At 65.0% G+C, this 23746-nt stretch carries 11 protein-coding genes; 9 read left to right on the forward strand and 2 right to left on the reverse strand.

From position 1 onward, the window contains the following. Positions 1-30: 30 nt before the first annotated feature. Positions 31-10515 (reverse strand): type I polyketide synthase, encoded by a 10485-nt coding sequence (locus ERC79_RS09750; protein ID WP_165497070.1) that lies wholly within the window; start codon positions 10513-10515, stop codon positions 31-33. 433 nt (positions 10516-10948) lie between these two features. On the opposite strand from ERC79_RS09750, the gene ERC79_RS09755 reads away from it, so the two are divergent. The 9 genes from ERC79_RS09755 to ERC79_RS09795 all read left to right on the forward strand — a co-directional run bounded on the left by ERC79_RS09755 (position 10949) and on the right by ERC79_RS09795 (position 22921). Further along, on the forward strand, positions 10949-11917 hold the full coding sequence (locus ERC79_RS09755) for an NAD(P)-dependent oxidoreductase (RefSeq protein ID WP_207390456.1): 969 nt from the start codon (positions 10949-10951) through the stop codon (positions 11915-11917). Beyond that, a complete protein-coding gene (locus ERC79_RS09760; protein ID WP_131577735.1) occupies positions 11914-13161 on the forward strand; it encodes an activator-dependent family glycosyltransferase in 1248 nt (415 codons plus the stop codon). Before ERC79_RS09755 ends, ERC79_RS09760 begins: the two co-directional genes overlap by 4 nt. Positions 13162-13208: 47 nt before the next feature. Then, complete coding sequence (locus ERC79_RS09765; protein ID WP_131577736.1) at positions 13209-13922, forward strand: class I SAM-dependent methyltransferase; 714 nt, start codon at positions 13209-13211, stop codon at positions 13920-13922. A 187-nt stretch (positions 13923-14109) separates the two neighbouring features. Beyond that, positions 14110-15525: an NDP-hexose 2,3-dehydratase family protein gene (locus ERC79_RS09770; RefSeq protein ID WP_207390457.1), complete on the forward strand. Its 1416-nt coding sequence runs from the start codon at positions 14110-14112 to the stop codon at positions 15523-15525. Continuing rightward, complete coding sequence (locus ERC79_RS09775; protein WP_131577740.1) at positions 15522-16727, forward strand: dTDP-4-dehydro-6-deoxyglucose aminotransferase; 1206 nt, start codon at positions 15522-15524, stop codon at positions 16725-16727. The genes ERC79_RS09770 and ERC79_RS09775 overlap by 4 nt, the downstream gene beginning before the upstream one ends. A gap of 34 nt (positions 16728-16761) precedes the next feature. Further along, positions 16762-18237, forward strand: a complete 1476-nt coding sequence (gene desII, locus ERC79_RS09780) for a dTDP-4-amino-4,6-dideoxy-D-glucose ammonia-lyase (RefSeq protein ID WP_131577742.1) — start codon at positions 16762-16764, stop codon at positions 18235-18237. A 2-nt stretch (positions 18238-18239) separates the two neighbouring features. Then, a complete protein-coding gene (locus ERC79_RS09785) occupies positions 18240-18818 on the forward strand; it encodes a dTDP-4-dehydrorhamnose 3,5-epimerase family protein (RefSeq protein WP_131580957.1) in 579 nt (192 codons plus the stop codon). A gap of 239 nt (positions 18819-19057) precedes the next feature. Further along, entirely contained in the window at positions 19058-21286 is a 2229-nt protein-coding gene (locus tag ERC79_RS09790) for an MMPL family transporter (RefSeq protein WP_131577744.1), read from the forward strand. Between the two features lie 177 nt (positions 21287-21463). Continuing rightward, on the forward strand, positions 21464-22921 hold the full coding sequence (locus ERC79_RS09795; RefSeq protein ID WP_131577746.1) for a catalase: 1458 nt from the start codon (positions 21464-21466) through the stop codon (positions 22919-22921). A gap of 1 nt (position 22922) precedes the next feature. Here the strand turns inward: ERC79_RS09795 and ERC79_RS09800 are convergent, their stop codons facing one another. Beyond that, positions 22923-23735: an AlkA N-terminal domain-containing protein gene (locus tag ERC79_RS09800; protein ID WP_242676867.1), complete on the reverse strand. Its 813-nt coding sequence runs from the start codon at positions 23733-23735 to the stop codon at positions 22923-22925. Positions 23736-23746 lie beyond the last annotated feature (11 nt).

Consider the following 23746-nt stretch of genomic DNA (forward strand, 5'->3'; position numbering starts at 1 on the left):
TTGGTGCTCTTGCAGCGTGTGCGGGTGGCGTCATTTGCGATCGAGTTCACGGCCCAACGCTCCGAGTAGTTCGTCCACATCGGCTTCGCTCAAGTCGTCGTCGCCGGACACCAGGGCATCGGCTGTCGCGGTCGCGGGCCGGAGAGCCGCAAGCATGCGTTCCAGGCGCTGCGCAAGCTCCTCTCGTTCGGCTGCCGGCATTGTGGACAGGGACCGCTCCAGTTCGTCCAGCCCGGCCCGCGGCTGCGGCACCCCGTGTGTCTCACCGCCCAGTTCCGCGGAGAGGAAGTCGGCGACCGCGGATGCGTTCGGCTGCTCGAAGGCGATCGTCGCGGGAATCCTGAGGCCGGTAGCCGCGCTGAGCAGGTTGCGGAACCGGACCGCTGCCAACGAGTCGAAACCCAGTTCTTTGAACGGCGCGGAGGAACTCACGGCCTTCGGATCGTCGTAACCGAGCACAGTTGCCACTTGTGAGCGAACCAGACGGATCAGCTTCGCCCTTCGTTCCGCATGCGGTAGGCCCACGAACTGGTTGCGACGACTCTCTTCCTGGGGATCGGCCGCCTCTGGGCCGGGTTCGGTTGTGACGATGCAGTCGAGAAGCGGCCTGTGCCGGGCGGACGCGTAGGACTGGGCGAAGACGGGCCAGTCCACATCCGTCACGACGACCGCCGTCTCCTCGGCGGTCAGGGCCCTGTCCAACGCGGTGAGCGCGCGTGACACCGGCATCGGCCGCATGCCGCGTTCGCGCAGGAAGGAAACAGCCTGGTCGTTACCGGTCATCCCGCCTGTCTCCCATAGTCCCCACGCGACCGATGTCGCGGGAAGACCGCGCGCGCGACGATTGTGCGCGAAGGCGTCGAGAAAGGCATTGCCCGCGGCGTAGGCCCCTTGGCGGGCACTTCCCCATACTCCGGCGCCGGAGGAGAACAGCAGGAACAGCTCGGCTTGCGGGCACAGCTCGTCGAGGTTCCGGGCACCCTCGACCTTGGCGGCGATCACCTCGGTCCAATCGGCCGTGTTCATATCCTCGATCGCGACTTGCTGAGGCAGTCCGGCCGCATGCACGACGCCGCGGACAATGTCGCCCTGCGCTGCCAGGCCGTCCAGAAGTGTCCGCAGCGACTCGAGCTGGGTGACGTCGCACGCATGCACCGAAACGCGCACCCCGAGTTCGATCAGCCCGGCGACGAGATCCTCGACACCCTCGGTGTCCGGCCCTCGTCGGCTGACCAGCGCAAGGTGGTCGGCGCCGCGCCCAGCCAACCACCGGGCAACCACGGCGCCCAGACCAGACGTGCCCCCGGTGACCAGGATTGTGCCGCCTGGCGGCGCGTACGCCGAGCCGACGGGCACCTGAGCGGTGGACAACCGTCTCGCCAGGACCGCCTCAGGGCGCACCGCGACCTGGTCCTCCGAGCCAGCCAGTACCGCGCTCAGCGATTCGCGCAGCGCCGGATTCGGCACCCGCGGCAGGTCGGCGATGCCAGTCCAGCGCGCCCCCCGTTCCAAGGAGACGACCTGGCCCAGGCCCCACAAGGTCGCCTGGTCGGGACGAAGCACCGGTCCACCTGCAGCAACGGCCTCGAAGGTGACGATCCACAGCGGCGCGTCCATTCCCGCTCTGTTGAGTTCCTGCACCAGTACAAGGGTTTTCGCCCCACCATCGCGGTCCAATGCGAGCAAGGACACCACACCGCGGTACTGATCAACGCCAACTGTCCGGGCGACTTCCGCAGGATCGGCAAGGGCAAGCACCACCGGTTCGGCCCCGCCCGCAGTCAGCGTGGCTCGTACCTCGGTGGTCCATTCGTGCTCCTCGAATCCCACTGGGACGACCACGAGCCACCGCCCGCTCAGGCCGCCCGGTTCGGAGGGGGTGATCTCGGACCAGACGATCCGGTAGAACCAGTCGTCAAGGCTGTCCCGGGGGGCGGTCCGGCCCGGCAGCAGCCAGAAACGGTGACCCTGGAATGGATAGTTCGGTAGATCCAGTCGAGACGCTCTGCCCAGGACGGCCTTCCAATCAATCGACACCCCTCGCGAGTGTGCCTCGGCCAGTGCTGCGAGGAATCGATCGACACCGTTGGTATCGCGTTCGAGTGTGCTCAGCACCGCGGCGTCGGACTCGGCGTCGTCCAGCGTCTCCTGGATACTCATGGCGACTACCGGGTGCGGACTGATCTCGATGAATACTCGGCCGCTCTGGCCGGCCAGCGTATCGATGGCGGAGTGGAACTCGACCACGTGGCGCAGATTCCGGTACCAGTAGGCGGCATCCAGGTCGGCGCCATCCAGGAAACCTCCGGTAAGGGTCGAGAAGAACGGCACTTCGATTGGGCAGGAGGTGATCCCGGACAGGGCCTGGGTAAGCTCCTCACGCACCGGCTCCACGTGCGCGGTGTGCGACGCATAGTCCACCGGTATCATCCGGGCGCGGATACCCATCCCGTCGCATTGCCCACGGAACTCGCCCGCAGCTGCCAGGTCGCCGGCGACCACCATGCTGTCCGGACCATTGACGGCGGCAATCTCCAGCTTCCCTGCCCAGCGGTCATCGCTCAGAAGCTTCTCGACATCGGCGCGACTGCCGCGCACCGACACCATGCAGCCTGTGCCTGCCAGTGTGCGAATGGCCTGAGCCCGTCGAGTCACCACGAGCAGACCGTCCTCCAAGGACAGGGCACCCGCCACAACGGCAGCAGCAATCTCCCCTTGGGAATGACCGATGACAGCAACGGGACTGACGCCACAGGCCTGCCACAGACGCGCAAGAGCAACCATCACCGAAAACAACACCGGCTGAACCACATCGACCCGGTCGAAGCCGGGAGCATCGGCATGCCGACACAGGACATCGGTCACCGTGTACCCGGCAAGATCGGCCAACACGGTATCGCACACAGCGATGGTGTCAGCGAAAGCCGCAACACCCAGCAAATCCTGAGCCATCCCAGCCCATTGCGCACCCTGGCCCGGGAAGACGAACACCACACCGGACTCGGCCACCGCGGTTCCGGTGACGGTCCTGGGCGTGATCGATCCCTCTGCGAACGCTCGTAATTGGCTGACGGCGTCCGCGGTGTCGCGAACAAGAACGACGGCACGATGCGCGAAGTGCTGCCGGGTCTGTGCCATCGTCCAACTCAGATCGGCCAGCGCGATCTCAGGATGTCCGTCGAGATGGTCGGCAAGTCTGAGCGCCTGCGCCCGAACCGCCGTCTCGTTCTTCGCCGACAACAACACCGGCGCCACCCCGGCAGCGGGAAGCACGCGGCGCAGATCTGAGACCGGAAGGGCTTGATGCTCAGGAGGTTCGGCGATGATCACATGAGCATTCGTCCCACTCACACCGAACGCCGACACACCCGCACGGCGCACCCCATCCGCAGCCGCAGGCCACGGGCTCAGAGTCTCAGCCAACTCGACCTCACCCGCAGACCAGTCGATCAGCGTCGAGCGCTCGCCATGACACAGCATCGGCGGAACCAGACCCCGGCCCAGCCCGAGAACCATCTTGATCACACCCGCGACACCAGCAGCCGCCTGCGCATGACCGATATTGGACTTCACCGACCCGAGCAGGAGCGGTGCCGCGGATCCACGCCTCTGGCCGTAAGTGGCCAGCACAGCGGACGCCTCCACCGGATCACCCAGCCGGGTACCCGTCCCATGCGCCTCCACGACGGCGACATCCGCGCCCGAAACACCGGCCCGCTCCCACGCTTGACGAATCACCCGTTGCTGCGCAACACCACTCGGCGCCGCAAGCCCGTTACTGGCACCATCCTGATTGATCGCCGATCCCGCAACCACGCCCAGAACCGACCTGCCCGCTCGCACAGCATCCGACAACCGCTCGAGCACAACGAAAGCCGAGCCTTCTCCGAGACCGAAGCCGTCAGCATCGTCGGAGAAGGGCTTACACCGGCCATCGGCGGCCAATGCCCCCTGGCGAGAGAATTCGGTGAACACTCCGGGCCCCGCCATCACCGAGACGCCGCCGGCGACCGCCAGCGAGCAATCACCCGCGCGAAGTGCGTTACCGGCCAGATGCAGTGCCACCAGCGAGGATGAACAAGCGGTGTCGATCGTGACCGCTGGGCCCTCCAAGCCCAGCGCATAGGCGATCCGCCCCGAGGCGACGCTGGCTGTGTTGCCGGTGAGCAGATAGCCCTCGACTCCATCCTCCGGCCGCGGGCGCTCGGAGGCATACCCCTGATGTGACATACCGACGAATACGCCAGTGTCGCTGCCCTTGAGCGTCTCCGGAGGGATGCCCGCGTGTTCCAGTGCCTCCCATGTCGTTTCCAGGGCTTGACGTTGCTGCGGATCCATCGCCAACGCCTCGCGCGGGGAGATCCCGAAGAAGGCCGCATCGAAGTGGCCCGCATTCACCATGAAGTTGCCAAAGGCGCGGCGCATTGTCACCGTGTCGGAGGCCATCAATTCTTCGGGGAGCCAACCACGATCGTCCGGAACCTCCGCCGCGGAATCGCGGCCCGAGACAATCAGCTCCCACAGCTGCGCGGGGGAATCGACACCACCGGGCAGCCGGCAGGCCATGCCGACGATCGCGATCGGCTCGTCAACCGCGCTGGCGGTCGCGGGCGACAACTGCGCGTTTGCGGTGGCGCCACCGACTTGGGTTGCCAGGTGTGCCGCAAGTGTTCGCACATCCGGGAAGTCGAAGACGGCTGTCGTGGGCAGGCGAACACCAGTGGCGGCGTTCAGCCGGTTGCGCAGTTCCAGGGCCGACAACGAGTCGATACCCAGTTCGGCGAACGCCTGATCCGCGGGTACCTGCTCGGCGGAGGCGTGGCCGAGGACCGCGGCAGCGTTGGTACGCACCAGCTCGAACAACGCGTGCCCGCGCTCCGATGCCGACAGCGCTGCCAGTGCCCCCGCTTGCGTCTGCGTCCCGGTGGTCCGCGCTGCCTGCTGTGCCTCGTCGAGCTCATCGAACAGCCTGGTCGGGCGCTGTGCAGTGTAGGCGACCAGGAAGCGGTCCCATCGCACGTCGATGACGATCGGGCAAACCTCACCACGGCCCAGGACCGTCTGCAATGCGTCGACGGCTGTGTGGGGAAGCATCTCCATGACGCCGTGTCTGCGGAAGCGATCGGCTACCGGGCCTCGAGCCATACCGCTGCCCGCCCAGGTCCCCCAGGCCACGGAAGTAGCGGGCAGACCGTCGCTGCGCCGTTGTTGGGCCAGGCCGTCGAGATATGCGTTGCCCGGCGCGTAACTGCCGAGCCCAGGGGCACCGAATGCGGAAGCGAAGGACGAAAACAGCACGAAGGCGCTCAGGTCCATGTCGCGCGTCAGCTCGTGCAGGTTGCGCGCACCCAACACCTTGGCACGGTTGGCCCGCTCGATGCGCTCGCCATGCAGGGTGTCGATCGTGCCGTCATCCAGTGTCGCCGCGGCATGGAACACCGCGGAGAGCGGAACGGAATCGGGTATGCCGTGGAGTAGTCGGCGGACTGCATCTGGATCGGTGATGTCACAGGCGGCGACAGTCGTCCGGGTGCCGAGCTCATCGAGCTCGGCGACCAGCTCACCGGCACCGGGAGCGCCGGCTCCGCGGCGACTCACGAGCAACAGGTGGGGTGCTCCCTGGCGTGCGAGCCACCGAGCGACATGCCTGCCGACACCACCCGTACCGCCCGTGACGAGCACGGTCCCGGTCGGCCCCCACTGGACGCTGCTCGTGGTGGATTCGGTACGGCACCAACGGCGTCCGTAAAGCCCGTCGGACCGGACCCCGAGCTGATCCTCACCGGTGCCACCGCCCAGGATCGAAACGAGATGTCGCGACAAGTCGGCGACGGCACCCGCAGTCACATCGATCAGGCCACCCCACACGACCGGGCTCTCCAGACCGATTACACGGCCGAGACCCCACAGCGAACCGTGCGCAGGGTTGCGGATGGATTCGAGAGGTTCGATCGCGACGGCGTTCTCGGTGACAACCCAGAGCGGGCATTCCAATTCCGTGGCTGTCAAAGCCTGCGCCAGGGCGAGCGTGTGCTGCAACGATCCGAGCGCGAGCGGAGAACTCTCGGCCTCCGGCTCGTCCACCGCCAGAAGCGATACCACACCGGTCACCACACCTGCCGAACGCAGTTGCTCTGCCAGATCGTCGCGCTCGTCCCGGGCATCGACGATCAGCTCGCGCACCCCCACGCCGGCCGCCTCCAGCGCATCCCGTACCCCAGCACTCATGCTGTTCGCGGTATCCGAGTACTTCGCGATGAGCCACGTCCCTCCTAGCCGTGCGCTGTCGGCGGATTCGGCGGGCCGCCATTCGATGCGGTAATGCAGCGTGGAGGAATCGCCCGGAGTCGCAGCCCGCGGCACCGCAGGCCCCGGCGTCAACCAGAGCCGTTCACGCTGGAACGGATAGGTAGGCAGGGAAAGTCGTCGCGCTCCGGTTCCCAGATAGACCGATTCCCAGTCCACCGCGGCGCCCGCCACGAACACGCGCGAGAGTGCCTCTGCGAAACCGGTGAGGGTGCTGTTGTCGCGATACAGCGAACCGATCGCGGTGAGATCGGCACCGATGTTGTCACTGACTTCTTCGACCGCCGTGGCGAGGGTTGGATGCGCGCTCACCTCCAAGAACGTCGAATAGCCCTGTTCGGCAAGCGAGCGAACCGCTTCCCCGAACCGCACCGTGCGGCGCAGATTCTGGTACCAGTACCCGGCGTCGAGCTCCTCCGGTTCCATCCATCGTCCGGCCACTGTCGAGAAGAACGGCACGGAACCCGGTAGCGGGTCGAAGTCATCGCCCAGCTCGGCGAGCAGGCGGTCGTGGACGGATTCGACGTGCGAGGAGTGCGAGGCATAGTCCACCGGTAGCCGCTTGGCTCGGAGACCGTCAGCCAAGCAGGTTGCGACCAGTCTTTCCAGTTCCGTGCTGTCACCGGACACGACCACCGAACGCGGACCGTTGACGGCTGCAATCTCGACTCCCGCACCGAGCCGCGCGGTGACGTCGTCCAGCGGAGCCGCGATCGAGACCATGCCCCCGTTGCTGGGCATGGTGGCGATGACGCGACTGCGCAGCGCGACCACACGCGCAGCGTCCTCGAGAGAGAGCGCGCCTGCCACGCACGCGGCGGCGATCTCGCCCTGCGAATGTCCGACAACCGCCGCCGGCTCGACGCCGTGTGCCCGCCACAACTCTGCCAGTGCGACCATGACAGCGAACATGAGCGGCTGCACGACGTCCGCACGCTCAGTGGACAGTGTCGTGGTCTGTCTGCGCGCACCCTCCGACCTCAGGAAGGGAATCACCTCGAAGTCCAGGTAGGGCGCGAGCGCGTCGGCGCATTCGCGCAGAGCCGCAGCGAATATCGGCGAGGTGTCCAGCAAGTCGACTGCCATGCCCGGCCACTGCCAGCCCTGCCCCGGGAAGACGAATACCGGTCGGGTATGCGAGCGCTTCGCGCCCGTCATGACACCGTCGGTCCGTCCTGCCCCGAGATTGTCGAGAATGCGCAGTGCGGAGGGTTCGTCGACGGGCACGAAGGCGGCGCGGTGGGCAAGCGCAGCCCGGCCTGTCGCGAGAGAGAAGGCCATGTCCAGCAATTCCCGGCCGGGGTGTGCGCGCAGATATGCGGCGAGTTCGGCTGCCTGGGCATGCAGGCCGCTCACGCTGCCTGCCGAAAGCACCCACGGCGCAGCGATGTCGTCGCGTGCTGCGGGCTGGGCCGCCGGGAACTGCGGCGCCTCCTCGAGGATCGCATGCGCGTTGGTTCCACTGATACCGAAGGACGACACTCCCGCTCGGCGGACTCGCGCCCCGGCTGGCCACGGCACTTGCTCTTGCAGCAACTGAATCGAACCGGAAGACCAGTCGACTTCCGGCGACGGCCGGGACGCGTGCAGTGTGCGCGGCAGCATGTCGGCCCGCATCGCAAGCACCATCTTGATCACGCCTACTACCCCGGCTGCCGCCTGAGTATGCCCGAGATTGGACTTGACCGAGCCAAGCCACAGCAGCTGTTCACGATTGCGGCCGTAGGCTTCGAACAGCGCATTGGCTTCGATCGGGTCTCCGAGGCGAGTACCTGTGCCATGTGCCTCGACGGCATCGATGTCTGATGGGTGGAGCTTCGATTCGGCGAGCGCCTGCTTGATCACCTTGACCTGTGCCCGGCCGTTCGGCGCCGACAGCCCATTGCTCGCACCGTCGGAGTTGACTGCCGCCCCCCGCAGTACTGCGAGCACCGGGTGCCCGTTTCGCTGGGCGTCCGAAAGCCGTTCCAGCAAAACCATTCCCGCGCCTTCGGCCATGCCGAAACCGTTGGCATCGGCCGAGAAGGCTCTACACCTTCCGTCCGGGGCCAGTGAGTTCATTCGACTGAAGTCCACGAGCATTCCCGGTGTCGGCATCACCGTGACACCGCCGGCCATGGCCAGCGACGACTCCCCATTTCGCAGTGACTGGCATGCCAGATGCACCGCCACCAGCGAAGAAGAGCACGCGGTGTCCACACTTATAGCCGGGCCTTCCAAGCCGAGCGTGTAGGCGATGCGCCCGGAAGCGACACTCGTGGTTGTTCCGGTCATGAGATAGCCTTCGACGCCGTCGCCGCCTTCGGCCAGCCGCGGGCCGTACTCCTGAGGGATCAGGCCGACGAACACCCCGGTGGGCGAGGCAGGCAACGACGTCGGCGGGATTCCCGCCCGCTCCAGGACTTCCCAGGACAGTTCCAGCATGAGCCGCTGTTGCGGGTCGACCGCCAGCGCCTCCCTAGGGGACATACCGAAGAATGCCGGGTCGAATGTTGTTGCTTCCGAGAGGAATCCACCACTGCGCTGGTGGGTTGTACCCGAACGCGTCGGGTCGGGGTGGAACAGTGAGTCGAGATCCCAACCCCGATCTGTCGGCAGCTTCCCGATTGCGTCCCGCCCGTCGGACAGCAGTTCCCAGAACTGCTCGGGCGTGCTGATACCTCCCGGGAGTCGGCAGGCCATCGCGACGATCGCGATCGGTTCGCCAGGAGTGGTCTCGTTCGTTCTCGCCCGGCCATCACCGTGCATACCGTCCGGATCGGAACCTGACGCCAGCGCCGCGGCGAGTGCCTTCGGCGTCGGCTGGTCGTAGAGGAGCGCAATATTCACTTCGCGTCCGATTGCCGCACTCACCCCTGCACGCAGCTGGGCTGCCAGCGCGGAGTCGATCCCCAGATCGCGGAAGGTGGCCTCGATATCGATATCGCGGCCTGCCAGGATCGCAGTCTCGGCTCGGACGATCGTCAGTATCTGGTCCCGCAGCAGATGGGTGGGGGCGTCCCAGTTCACAGCCCTCACAGTCGGCTCGTCTGCAGCCTCGACAGGCATGAACTGTGGCAGCGCATCGGGTTTGGGAGTCACGTCTCGGAAAGCCGCAGTCCAGTCGACCGTCATACCGCTGGCGAACGCCTGCGCAACCGCCAGCAGGAAACGTCTGATTCCACCCTGACCGCGCTGTAGAGTCGGAATCACTGCGGCGCTTGACTGTTCGGCGTCGAGGGTTTGCTGCAAGGCAGCAGTAAGCACCGGGTGTGGGCTCACCTCGATGAATGTGCTGGGCTCGTCGTCCAGCACGGACCGGATCGCCTCGTCGAACTGCACCGGAAGCCGGAAGCTACGGCGCCAGTAGTCGGCGTCGAGATTGCGAGTGTCCAGCAGTCCACCAGTGTGGCTGGCGTAGAAGGGTACTGCGGACCGGCCGGGAGACAGCCACGCCAGCGCGGACCGCAGGGCATCCGCAACCTCGTCCACCTGCGTCGAATGCGCTGCCATCGACACATTGATGACCCGAGCGCGCACCCCTTCGGCGGAAAGCTCCGCAACCCGGCGCTCGATTGCTTCCGGACCGCCGGTGAGCAGAATCGATTGGGGGCCGTTGACTCCCGCGAGCTCGACATCGTTCCACGCTGCGATCCGCGGAGCAATCGCACTGCTGGACAACGACACTGCTGCCATATCTCCGTTGCCCACCAACGGGATCATCGCACGGCTCCACAACGCGGCGGCTCGTGCCGCGGACACGGTATCAATCGCCCCGCAGACCCGCGCGCCAGCCATTTCACCGATGCTGTGACCGACAACAGCATCGGGATGAATGCCGAACGACGCCCAGAGCGCGGCAAGCGAGGACTGCACCGCGAACAATGCGGGCTGGACGACTTCGACGCGACCCAACTGCTCGGGCGAGTCCAAGACCTCTCGCAGCGACCAGTCGGCGACGGATGCGAACTCCCGCCCACATTCATCCATCGATCGAGCGAAAACCTTTGACTCACTGATCAGTTCGGTACCCATTCCTGGCCACTGCGAGCCCTGACCCGGGAACACGAACACCACCCGAGAGATCGGACGGGCCACCCCGCGGACCACCGAGGGGTGCGGATGTCCGTCGGCGACAGCGGCAAGGCCGTCAAGGAGCTCGGCGGTCGACGCAGCGACTACGACGGCGCGGTGCGGGCCATCGTCTGCGCTCGCAAGTGCCGCACCCACACCTGCAATGTCGGCGCCGGTCGTGCTCTCGAGATGCGCACGCAATTGGCGGGCGCGTGCACGCAGGTCGGAATCGTTTTCCCCGCTCAGGGGCCACGGCCGAGCAATTCGCCTATCCCGCGCCACCCGGCTATCGAAGGGTCTCGACAGCTCCATCCCGCTCCCCCACTCTACGTCCCCACTCGACGACCCCACTCGACGATCAAACGCAACAAGCGAAGACGATACACAGAGATTCAGAGGTTTTCGAAGGTTCGGCACCGCGAGATTTTCGGGGCTACTTGTATCGAAGAAACCGTTGACAAGCCCCAGTTTCATCTACTACGATCCGGACAAATTACTTCCAAATTTCCGGGGGGAAATTGGTGAACTCATACGACGTCCGGCGTCCCCATCGAAAACGCGGTCAATCGCGCCGCATACGGGATATCTCGTGAAAAGAATCGCCAATACCCCGAGTGAATTGATCGCGGTGCTCGGGTCTTCCGGTTTCATCGGCAGCGCGGTGCTGAGGACACTCGCAGCACGGCGCAGTCGATTGCGCGCGGTATCTCGCAGCCGACCGGCAGCACTCCCACCAGGATCCGCGATCGAGCAGAGACAGATCGACCTCCTCGTGCCTGGCCAGGCGCGTGCGGCGATAGAAGATGCGGACGTCATCGTGCACCTGGTGGCCCACGCCGCGAGCGGTTCCACCTGGCGCAGCGCCACGGCTGACCCGGAGGCCGAGCGGGTGAACGTGGGCCTGATGCGCGACCTTGTCGCCGCGATACACGATCGTCGTGTTTCCACGACGCCGGTGCTGATCTACGCGAGTACCGCTCAGGCAGCCGAACCAGCGGCGGCGAGCCGGTACGCGCAGCAGAAGCTCGAGGCCGAGCGGATCCTACGAGAGGCCTCCAACGCAGGACTCGTACGTGGGCTGACTCTGCGCTTGCCCACGGTCTACGGTCAGCGCGATCGGTCCGACCCGGTCGGGCGCGGTGTGGTCGCCGCCGCGATCCGGCAGGCGATCTCCGGCCAGCAGTTGACGATGTGGCACGACGGCAGTGTTCGCCGCAACCTCCTGCACGTCGAGGACGTCGCCAGTGCGTTCGCCGCCGCGCTGGAACATCGAGACGCGCTAGCCGGAGAGACCTGGACACTCGGTGCGGATCGGTCGGAATCGATTGGAAGGATCTTCGCGGGCATTGCCGAGAGCGTGGCACGACAAGGCGGAATGCCTCCGGTGCCCGTCGTCACCGTGCCCGCGCCCGAACATGCTCAACCCAATGACTTCCGTAGCGACGACATCGACTCCACTGCTTTCCGTACCCACACTCAGTGGCGGCCCCAGGTGCCGTTGTGGGAAGGGATTGAGCGGACGGTTGCTGCCTCGATCCCGGCAAAGGACCGCCAGTGAAGGTACTTCTGACGTCGTTCGCGCACCGCACGCATTTTCAGGGTCTGGTCTCGCTCGGATGGGCACTGCGCACTGCCGGGCATGACGTGCTGGTAGCCAGCCAACCCTCCCTGACCGACGCTGTGGTCGGCGCTGGCTTCACCGGGGTATCGGTCGGATCGGATCATGCGCTCTTCGACATCAGCCCGGACGCCGCTGCGCAGGTACATCGCTACACCACTGACCTGGACTTCTACCGCCGCGCCCTGGAACTGGACTCGTGGGAGTTTCTGCTGGGGATGGAGAAGGCCGTTACGCAATCGGTGTATCCGGTGATCAACAACGAGTCCTTTGTCGCAGACTTGGTCGCCTTCGCTCGCGACTGGCGTCCGGACCTCGTGCTGTGGGAACCGTTCACCTTTGCCGGCGCCATCGCCGCCCAGGCCTGCGGCGCAGCTCACGCGCGGGTGCTGTGGGGCAGCGACTTCAACGGCTACTTCCGTGGCCGGTTCCAGGCACAGCGTCAGCAGCGTTCGCCGGATGATCGGCCGGACCCCCTCGGTGCATGGCTCACCGAAGTCGCTGCGCCGTTCGGACTCGATTTCAGCGAAGACCTCGCGGTCGGGCAGTGGACGATAGACCAGCTGCCCTCGAATTTCCGCCTGCAAACTGGATTGCGCACCATCCCCGTGCGGTATCTTCCCTATAACGGCGCATCGCTGGTTCCATCATGGCTTGAGAAGAGCGATGGGACTCGCCGAGTTTGCCTCACTGGCGGCTTTTCGGGGCTTCCCTTCGCCGCCGAACCGGGGGAATTCTCGCGGACTCTGGATGCGCTCTCCAGATTCGACGGTGAAGTCGTCGTAACAGGACCCGTCGATGAGTCAATCTCCATGCCGGAGAACATTCGCACAGCAGATTTCGTTCCGTTGAATTTCCTGTTACAGAAATGTGTCGCAGTCATTCATCACGGCGGAGCCGGAACCTGGGCAACAGCATTACATAGTGGTGTTCCTCAGATAGCTGTTGCACACGAATGGGACTGCATGTTGCGCGGACAGCAGACCGCAGAGTTGGGTGCGGGCCTGTATCTACGCCCGGACGAAGTCGACGCCGATACGCTGCAGGCCTGCCTCAACAGAGTCGTCGATGACCCCGTGTATGCCGAGAACGCCCGGAAGCTGCGGCTGGATGCGCTGGCCGACCCAACGCCGGGAGAGATCGTCCCACAGCTCGAGGAACTGACCCGTCAGGGCGTTGGCTGACCGGCTTCATCGACGATTCCAGACGGAAGCCGCTAGAGGGAGAGACAATGTACGAAGGCACCTTCGCAGAGCTCTACGACCGGTTCTATCGTGGGCGGGGCAAGAACTATGCGGCCGAGGCCGCGGATGTCGCACGCCTGGTCCGTGAGTACCGGCCAACGGCATCGTCCCTGCTCGACGTAGCGTGCGGAACCGGAACTCACTTGCGGCACTTCGCTGACCACTTCGACGATGTGGCCGGCTTGGAGCTTTCTACATCGATGATCGAGATCTCCCGGCCGCAGCTGGGCAACATACCGGTGTTGCAAGGTGACATGCGCGACTTCCAACTCGATCGTGAATTCGACGCGGTAACTTGCATGTTCAGTTCGATCGGCCACATGCGCGACATCACCGAGCTGGAGCAGACACTGACCTCATTCGCGCGCCATCTAGGGCCCGGCGGCGTTGTCGTGATCGAGCCGTGGTGGTTCCCACAGACATTCCTCGACGGTTACGTGGCTGGAGATGTAGTCCGCGATGGGGATCTGACCATTTCGCGCGTTTCACACTCCGCACGTGTCGGCGACGTGACACGGATGGAAATTCACTGGGTGGTTGCAGACCCGGAGAGCGGCGCACACCACCACGTCGAGCACTACGACATCACGCTCTTCGAGCGAAAGGAGTACGAAAGCGCCTTTGCTGCAAGCAATCTTGCGGTCAATTACGTGGAAGGTGGGCCCTCGGGCCGAGGGCTCTTCGTGGGCATTCCTGCGTGATATCGCCTCCTGAGGCGATTGCGCCGATTATCTTACTTTCTGGATCAGATTCTCTATAGTCATGAGCGCGGCTCTTGGCCAACAGCAGAACCCAGCAGCCGCCATGCGGCCGTCGGCAATACGGTAGGGAGGCGCAATGGGGGATCACGGCGACGACTGGCCAAGTCCGGAATCTTCGCATACAGCAATGCGTTTCATTATCAGTGGATCTGTTCCTGGAACTTCCACTGCCACAAGCGAAATCCACGATTGGCTCACGGAGAATGCTGCGACTCAACAGCTCGACGTCCAACGAGTCCCGTTCAGTGCGATGGACTCCTGGTCGTTCCAGACCGATGACGGCCGGTTGGCCCACGATTCGGGACGGTTCTTCTCGATCGAGGGCCTGCACGTAAGGACCAACTTCGGCTGGCGACGAGACTGGATCCAGCCCATCATTGTGCAACCGGAGATCGGCTTCCTCGGCCTGATTGTCAAGGAGTTCGACGGGGTTCTGCACCTGTTGGTGCAAGCCAAGGCTGAACCGGGCAACATCAACGCCGTCCAGCTCTCTCCGACCGTGCAGGCGACCCGGAGCAACTATACCGGTGTCCACCGAGGCTCGAAGGTGCGATTCCTGGAGTACTTCAACGGCACGCGCCCGAAGCGGACCCTGGTCGACGTGTTGCAGTCCGAACAGGGCGCCTGGTTTCTACGCAAGCGCAACCGGAATGTGATCGTCGAAGTGTTCGACGACCTGCCCGACCACCCGAACTTCCGCTGGCTCACTCTCCCGCAGCTGCGCGCAATGCTGCACTGCGACAACGTGGTCAACATGGATCTGCGGACGGTTCTGGCCTGCATCCCGACTGTGGTCGGGGGCAGCCAGGCCGACGAGGTACTCGCCAGCCTGCCCCGCGGATTTCCGGCGCAGTTGCTCCATTCGTTCATCGGCGGTGGCACTTCGGTCCACAACATGAACACTCTGCTGAGTTGGATCTCCGACGTTCGCACTAGGCGTGAGCTGGTGCAGCGCACCCGCCCGTTGCAAGACATCGAGCGCAGCGGCTGGATCCGCACCGACAACGCCATCGAACACGAGGAGAAGAAGTACTTCGACGTTTTCGGTGTCACCGTGAGAACCACCGACCGCGAGGTCAACTCATGGATGCAGCCGCTACTGTCGCCGGCCAACTGCGGATTGCTGGCCCTGTTGGTCAAAGACATCGGAGGCACTTTTCATGCACTTGTGCAATTACGTACCGAGGCGGGTGGTGTCGACGTAGCCGAGCTCGCACCGACGGTGCACTGCCAGCCGGAGAACTACGCGGGTGCCCCGGAAGAAGACCGGCCGTCGTACGTGGACTACGTGATCAACGCACCACGCAAGCAAATCCGTTACGACGGTTTCCATTCGGAGGAAGGTGGCCGCTTCTACCGCAGCGAGAACCGATACATGCTGATTGAAGTTCCCGACGATTTCGGCGACAGCGACACCCCCGACCACCGGTGGATGACCTTCGATCAGATCACCTACCTCATCGGGCACAGCCACTACGCCAACATTCAACTCCGGAGCCTCGTCGCAATCGCCGCGGCCGTCTACACCGGGAACATCGCATGAAGCGAGCACTGACCGACCTGGCGATCTTCGGCGGGCCCGCGGCGTTCCTACACGATCTTTATGTGGGCAGACCCACGATCGGAGATCGGACCCGGTTCTTCGCCCGTCTGGAATGGGCGTTGAACAACAACTGGCTCACGAACGGCGGACCACTGGTGCGCGAGTTCGAGGGCCGGGTAGCAGATTTGGCCGACGTACGTCATTGCGTCGCCACCTGCAACGCGACCGTTGCTCTCCAGCTCGTACTGCGCGCCAGTGACGTGTCTGGCGAAGTCATCATGCCATCGATGACCTTCGCTGCCACCGCGCATGCAGCGAGCTGGCTGGGACTGGAACCCGTGTTCTGCGACGTCGACCCGGAGACCGGGCTGATCGATCCGGATCATGCTGCGGCGTTGGTGAGTCCGCGTACGGGCGCCATTGTCGGAGTTCACCTCTGGGGCAGAGCCGCACCGGTCGACGCGCTTCACAAGATCGCTGCAGACAAACAGGTCAAGCTGTTCTTCGACGCCGCGCATGCCCTGGGCTGCACGGCCGACGGCCGCGCGATAGGCGGGTTCGGCGACGCCGAGGTGTTCAGCTTTCACGCAACCAAGACCGTCACATCATTCGAGGGCGGGGCGATCGTGACCGACGACGGGCAACTCGCCGATCGGATCCGTACCATGCACAACTTCGGGCTTTCGCCGGAGCGCGCCGTCGCCGAGATCGGCACCAACGGAAAGATGAGCGAGAGCGCCGCAGCAATGGGACTCACCTCGCTTGACGCCTTCGCCGAGACCCGAGACCTCAACCGCACCAATCACGCGCTCTACTCCGCCGAGCTCCGCGGCCTCCGCGGTATCAGCGTGCACCAATTCGATGCCCGAGAGCGGAACAACTACCAGTACGTGATTGTCTCGGTAGACAAGACCGCCACTGGCATCGACCGAGATCAAATGCAAGCAATCCTCCGGGCGGAGAAGGTGATTGCGCAGCCATACTTCTCACCCGGGTGCCATCAGATGCCGCCGTACCGGCGCGATCCGCCGGTACGGCTGGCGCACACCGAGTACCTCTCCGAACAGGTGCTCGCATTGCCTACCGGCCCCGCAGTGTCCAGTGAAGACATCCGGCGAGTGTGCGACATCGTCCGGATCGCGGTCACCAATGGAGAGCTGATCAACGCGCAATGGGACCAGAGAATGTGCAGAAGTTCGTGACCACTTGCACCATGCCAGGAGGTTTGCACTCACGATGAACAACACTCGTTCGACAAACACCCAGCTGGCGGCAGTCGTGGACGCTGCGCATCCGGACGCCGACCGGCGGGCGGTGGTGAACGCCCTGAGTTCGGAGGTGGTCGACCTTACCGGCCTCGACAGCGCCGCCGCCGATGTCTCCGCGGCCCGGCTCGCCGACCTCGCTGCGCACTATGGGCGGCAACCGTTCACCCCGCTCGAGCACATGCGTAGGCAGCTCGACGTCGACCGAGCAGAGTTCGGACGACTGCTCGACCTGTTTGGGCGTATCCCAGATTTGGGCACCGCCGTGGAACGCGGACCGGCCGGGAAGTACTGGACCAACACAATCGGGCCGCTGGACGCGGCGGGCGCGCTGGACGCAGCGGTTTACCGCCGGTCGGCCTTCCCCGTCAGTGTCGGCTTGTATCCCGGGCCGACGTGCATGTTCCGCTGCCACTTCTGCGTGCGGGTTACCGGAGCCCGCTACGAGGCCGAGACGGTACCGGTCGGCAACGAGACGCTAGCCGCGATCATCGATGAAGTACCGACGGACAATCCGAACGCGATCTACCTGTCCGGCGGCCTGGAACCGCTGACCAATCCCGGAATCGGCGAGCTGGTGTCGCACGCTGCCGGGCGGGGATTCAGCCTGACCGTGTACACCAATGCCTTTGCCCTCACTGAGCAGACACTGAATCGTCAGGCCGGCCTGTGGGAACTCGGCGCCATCCGCACCTCGCTCTACGGGCTGAACAACGAAGAGTACGAATCCACTTGCGGCAAGCGCGGCGCGTTCGAACGCGTCAAGAAGAACCTGCAGGCGTTTCTGCGAATGCGCGCCGAACGGCAGGAGCCGATACAGCTCGGCTTCAACTACATCATCTTGCCTGGCCGGGTCGACCGTCTCATCGATCTGGTGGACTTCATCGCCGAGCTCAATCGTTCCAGTCCGGAACGTCCGCTCGACTTCGTGACGGTGCGCGAGGATTACAGCGGTCGAGACGACGGCCGACTGTCGGAGCAGGAGCGAACCCAGCTGCGCGAGGGACTGGTTCGGTTCCTCGATTACGCCGCCGAACGAACTCCCGGAATACGCATTGACCTCGGGTACGCGTTGGAGAGTCTACGCAGAGGCGTCGATGCCGAGCTGCTGCGAATCCTGCCGGAGACGATGCGCCCCACCGCACATCCCCAGGTTTCAGTGCAGATCGATCTACTCGGTGACGTATACCTCTACCGCGAGGCGGGCTTTCCCGGTTTGGAAGGCGCCAGCCGGTATATCGCGGGCCGGGTAACCCCGTCTACCAGCCTGCGTGAAGTGGTGGAGAACTTCGTGCTGGAGGGCAGGGCCGTCGAGCCCCGTCCGGGTGACGAGTACTTCCTCGATGGATTCGACCAGTCGGTGACTGCTCGGCTCAACCAGCTCGAACAAGATATCGCCGATGGGTGGGGGATGTACCGCGGCTTCGTACGAGGAAGGATGGATTGACGGTGCAGATACGCGAGCTGGCGGTTTCGGGAGGGTTCGAGTTCACACCCGAACCGATACGAGATGGCCGAGGAATATTCGCTGCACCGCTGCAGGATTCGTCGTTCGTGGGGGCGGTGGGCCATCGTTTCCCCGTTGCTCAGATGAACCACATCGTCTCTTCGCGCGGAGTCCTGCGCGGCCTGCACTACACGACCACGCCACCAGGACAGTGCAAGTACGTCTTCTGCGCACACGGCCGCGCGCTCGACATCATCGTCGACATCAGAATCGGATCTCCAACCTTCGGTTGCTGGGACGCAGTACAGATGGACACCGAGCACTACCGGGCGGTGTACTTCCCGAAGGGGACCGCACACGCCTTCCTCGCACTGGAGGACAACACGGTCATGTCGTACCTGGTGAGCACTCCGTACACGCCCGAGTACGAGCAGGCGATAGACCCGTTGGACCCGGCCTTGGCACTGCCGTGGCCGAAGGATGTCGACTTCATTCTCTCCGACCGCGACACGGTGGCTCCGGGCCTCGAGGCAGCAGGGGGTCGGGGGATGCTACCCCTCTACACCGACTGCATCGGATAGCTTCGGCGGACGCACTGTTTCCCGGATGAACAGCGGGAGGCGCGGTCCAGAATCTTGACGAACCCACGGACGGATAGTCCCCGTCGGACGCCCCTACCAGGGATCGTGGGTTCGAGTATCAATCTCCGCTGAACCTAGTCGCCGCCGGCCCCCTCCGTCGTTCTCCCCACCGGACCCTGCACTCCGTGTTGTACTGATCTGCATTGGTATCCGGCCGCGACTGCGTACGAGGAGCACCAATGACCCGAGTGGAGTTCACCGAAGACACCCCGGCGGGCAGAGAGCCTCGTGCCCGGCGCCGGTGGCCGGTGTTCACGGTCGTCGCGATCGCGATCATCGCGTTCTTCCTCGGTGGTCTGGGCGGCTCGTTCCAGGGCAAGCTTGCCGAGGTTCAGAAGAACGACAATGCTTCCTATCTTCCCAGCTCTGCCGAGTCGACGATCGTCGCGAACGAGACCGCGAAGTTCCTGAAAGTGGAGACCATTCCGGGCGCCGTGGTGTTCCACCGCGACAACGGTCTCACGGACGACGACAAGGCTGCCATCGACCGTGCGAAGGTGTCGATGGCATCGGTCGATGGTGTCGACGCAGACGGCGTCACACCCACCCAGATCTCGAAGGACGGCACCACCGCGTCGGTGTTCGTGCCGCTGATCGCGAAACAGGACGGAACCACCGTCCAGGGCAACGAACTCGCCGCCACCGAGCAGGACGTACTCGAGGCGGCGCAGGCCGCCGTCGCCCCGGATCTCGAGGTGCTGCCCGCCGGGCCGGGCGGGCTGCTTGTCGCATTCATCGACGCATTCGAGGGACTCGACAGCACGCTGCTCGGTGTCGCACTGCTGGTGGTGGTCCTGATCCTGCTGGTGGTGTACCGTTCGCCGGTCCTGTGGTTCTTCCCGCTGTTCTCGGCGCTGCTCGCCCTGGGCCTGTCCTCGATGGTGATCTATCTGCTCGCGGACCACGAGATCCTCACGCTCACCGGCCAGAGTCAGGGCATACTGTTCGTCCTCGTGATCGGTGCCGGTACCGACTATGCGCTGCTACTGATCTCCCGATATCGGGAGGAACTGCACTTCTACGACAACCGTTTCGACGCGATGATCAAGGCGTGGAGGGAATCCGCGCCCGCCATCACCGCGTCCGCACTCACCGTGATCATCGGGCTGCTGTGTCTGGGGTTCTCACAGTTGAACTCCAACAAGAGCCTGGGCCCGGTTGCAGCGATCGGCATCGCATGCACGTATCTGGTGATGATGACGTTCCTGCCGGTCGCATTGTCCGCGGTAGGACGCTGGGTGTTCTGGCCACGGAGGCCGAAGCTGGACGGCGCCACCGACCTTGCCACACATGGAATGTGGGGCCGGATCGCCGAGTTCGTCGGTCGCCGCAACCGGCCGGCGTGGATCGGTGCGACGGCGCTGCTGCTGATCCTGTTCGCGGTGGGCATCGGTAGCCTGCAAACCTCCGGCCTTACTGCGTCCGAGAACTTCACCAACCGGCCCGATGCGGTCGTCGGCCAGGAACTCTACGACGCCAACTTCGATCAGGGTGCCGGGGCTCCCGCGGTAGTCACCGCGAACGCGTCGAGCGCCGACGCGGTGATCACGGCGGCAAGCGGGGTGGAGGGGGTACGCCAGGGACCGGGATCCGTCTGCGTACAGGTTGACATCGAGAAGGCGAAGGCTCTGCTGCAGAGCTTCGGCGGCACCGGCCCGCAGCAACTGCCGCCCGGGTGCGCGCCCGCGTCGCTGAACGTCGCGCCCATCGACGGCCGGACCGTGATCAATGTGGCACTAGCCGATTCGTACGATTCGCCCGAGGCGCTACGGACGGTCGAACGCCTGCGCGAGACGCTGCACGCGGTCCCCGGCGCCGACGCCCTCGTCGGCGGCGGTTCCGCCGCGACGCTCGACGTGCAGACCGCGTCGGTGCACGACCGGAACCTGATCATCCCGATCGTGCTCGTGGTGATCTTCATCGTGCTCGCGGTGCTGCTGCGGGCGCTGGTCACACCGCTGATCCTGATCGGAACCGTGGTGCTGTCGTTCGCCGCAACCCTCGGCGTGTGCGGATTCTTCTTCACGCACGTCTTCCATTTCGCGGGAGCAGACCAGTCGTTCCCGTTGTTCGCGTTCGTGTTCCTCGTAGCGCTGGGCATCGACTACAACATCTTCCTGATGACACGAGTCCGGGAAGAAACGCAGGAACACGGCACCCGTTCGGGCGTGCTACGCGGCCTCGCGGTCACCGGCGGTGTCATCACATCGGCGGGCATCGTGCTGGCCGGCACGTTCGCGGTCCTCGGCGTACTGCCGCTGGTGTTCCTCGCCGAGGTGGGCTTCGCCGTGGCGTTCGGCGTCCTGCTCGACACGATCGTGGTGCGCAGCGTCCTGGTGCCGGCGCTCTCGCACGACATCGGCAAGCCGATCTGGTGGCCGTCGAAGCTGGCGCGGGCAAAGGACTGAAGTCGGCTCCTGGTTGACGGATCGACCCGGAAGTGGTCGGCTGGTAGGTGATGGATGGCGCACCCGGTATGCGCCGCGCGTTCGGGTGAGCCTCCACCGATGATGCTCTGCAGCCCAAACCCTTTCGCGAGCATCATCTCTTCCGCACGGTGACGTGACTCGTAGGGAAGGAATGAGATGTCAGATCCGAACTACACCACCGACGACTCCGGAATCCCGGTACCCAGCGACGAACATTCGCTCACCGTCGGACCCGACGGGCCGATCCTGCTCCAGGACTACTACCTGATCGAGAAGATGGCCCAGTTCAACCGCGAGCGGGTGCCTGAACGGCAGCCGCACGCCAAGGGTGGGGGCGCTTTCGGCACCTTCGAGGTCACGAGCGACGTGAGCGCCTACACGAAAGCCGACCTGTTCCAGCCCGGAAAGAAGACCGAGATGCTCGCGAGGTTTTCCACCGTCGCCGGCGAGCGGGGTAGCCCGGACACGTGGCGCGATCCGCGCGGATTCGCCCTGAAGTTCTACACCGAGCAGGGCAATTTCGACATGGTCGGCAACAACACCCCGGTGTTCTTCATGCGCGATCCGATGAAGTTCCAGGACTTCATCCGCTCGCAGAAACGTCGAGCCGATAACAACCTACGCGACCACGACATGCAGTGGGACTTCTGGACGCTGTCTCCCGAGTCGGCGCACCAGGTGACATGGCTGATGGGCGACCGCGGCATCCCCCGCTCGTGGCGGCACATGAACGGGTATTCGAGCCACACCTACATGTGGGTCAACGCGAAGGGCGACCGGTTCTGGGTGAAGTATCACTTCAAGACCGATCAGGGTAGCGAGTTCCTCACGCAGGCCGAGGGCGACCAGATGGCCGCGATGGACACCGACTATCACATGCGTGACCTGTGGGAGCACATCGATGGCGGCGACTATCCGACGTGGACGCTGAAGATGCAGATCATGCCCTACGAGGAGGCGAAGACCTACCGGTTCAACCCATTCGATCTGACCAAGGTGTGGCCGCACGGTGACTACCCGCTGATCGACGTCGGCACCATGAAACTCGACCGCAACCCGGCCGACTACCACTGCGAGATCGAGCAGGCGGCGTTCGAGCCGAGCAGCTCGGTACCGGGCACCGGCCCGAGCCCCGACAAGATGCTGCTGGGGCGCTGGTTCTCGTACCCGGACGCGCACCGCTACCGGATCGGCTCCAACTACAAGGAGCTGCCGGTCAATTCCCCGCACGCCGCGCCGCGGCGCTCGTACACCAAGGATGGGCAGCTGCGGCACCACAATCCGGGCGATCCGGTCTACGTCCCGAACTCGAAGGGTGGCCCACATGCCGACGTCGCGGTCTCGGGCGAGTCGCCGGGCTGGTTCACCGACGGCGAGATGGTCCGCCAGGCGTACACCCTCCGCAAGGACGACGACGACTGGGGTCAAGCCGGCACGATGGTGCGCGACGTGCTCGACGACGCCGGCCGCGACCGGTTGGTGTCGAACATCGTCGGGCATCTGCTCGACGGAGTCACCGAGCCTGTCCTGGTGCGGGCATTCGAGTACTGGCGCAACGTCGACAAGGGTCTCGGCGACCGCGTCGAGAAGGGGGTGCGCGCCGGGCAGAGCTGACTCACAGGAACGCCTGCGCCGTCCACAGATGGAACAGAGCGTAGGCGCGCCACGGCCGCCACGATTCCGATGCCGCGGCGGCCTCCCGCGGCGTCTTCACTCCCAGCGCGCGTCGTAGCACCAGATCGCCGGACGGGTAGGCGTCCCGGTCGCCGAGGACGCGCACGGACAGATAGTCCACCGTCCACGGCCCGATGCCGGGCAGGGCGAGCAGTCCGGTGCGGAACTCATGGGGGTCGGCGTCCGGACCCAGGTGCAGACCGTCCGCCGCCGCCGCGGCGAGCGCCTGCACGGTCCGGGCCCGCGCTCCGGTGAGGCCGACGGTCTGCTGGACGACCGACGGATCGAGCCCGGCAAGTGTCTCGGGCGCGGGGAAACTGGTGAAACCGTCGAAATCGGTCGAATCGCCGAACGCGGCGACCAGCCGCGATCCGAAGGTCCTTGCCGCCGAGAGCGACACCTGCTGCCCGAGGACCGTCAGCACCGCCGTCTCGAAGCCGTCCACCGAACCGAGCACGCGCAACCCGGGACGAGCGGCGACATGCGGCGCGAGGGTCGGGTGATTCAGCAGCGCCGCATCGACCGTTGCCGGGTCGGCGTCGAGGTCCAGCCAACGGCGAACGAGCAAGAGGACGTGCGGGACGTCGTCTGTGTGTGCGGGAAGGACCGCCGCGGACACGTGATCTGGGGCATCGAACTCCACCGTCACCAATGCGGGGCCGTGCTCGGCCGGTACGACACGAGTGTGCGCACCGGTGTCGCCGTCGTGCCGCTCGAGTCCGTCGACGGCGTGCGCGGCCAGGGCTCCGAGCATCGGGGCGGTAG

Source organism: Rhodococcus sp. ABRD24, assembly GCF_004328705.1.
GTDB lineage: Bacteria > Actinomycetota > Actinomycetes > Mycobacteriales > Mycobacteriaceae > Prescottella.

Excerpts from the sequence above, each read along its gene's own strand:
- ERC79_RS09765 (WP_131577736.1), top strand. The coding sequence starts at position 13,209 with ATGTACGAAGGCACCTTCGCAGAGCTCTACGACCGGTTCTATCGTGGG.
- ERC79_RS09770 (WP_207390457.1), top strand. The coding sequence starts at position 14,110 with ATGCGTTTCATTATCAGTGGATCTGTTCCTGGAACTTCCACTGCCACA.
- ERC79_RS09775 (WP_131577740.1), top strand. The coding sequence starts at position 15,522 with ATGAAGCGAGCACTGACCGACCTGGCGATCTTCGGCGGGCCCGCGGCG.
- desII (WP_131577742.1), top strand. The coding sequence starts at position 16,762 with ATGAACAACACTCGTTCGACAAACACCCAGCTGGCGGCAGTCGTGGAC.
- ERC79_RS09790 (WP_131577744.1), top strand. The coding sequence starts at position 19,058 with ATGACCCGAGTGGAGTTCACCGAAGACACCCCGGCGGGCAGAGAGCCT.
- ERC79_RS09795 (WP_131577746.1), top strand. The coding sequence starts at position 21,464 with ATGTCAGATCCGAACTACACCACCGACGACTCCGGAATCCCGGTACCC.
- ERC79_RS09800 (WP_242676867.1), bottom strand. The coding sequence starts at position 23,735 with ATGCTCGGAGCCCTGGCCGCGCACGCCGTCGACGGACTCGAGCGGCAC.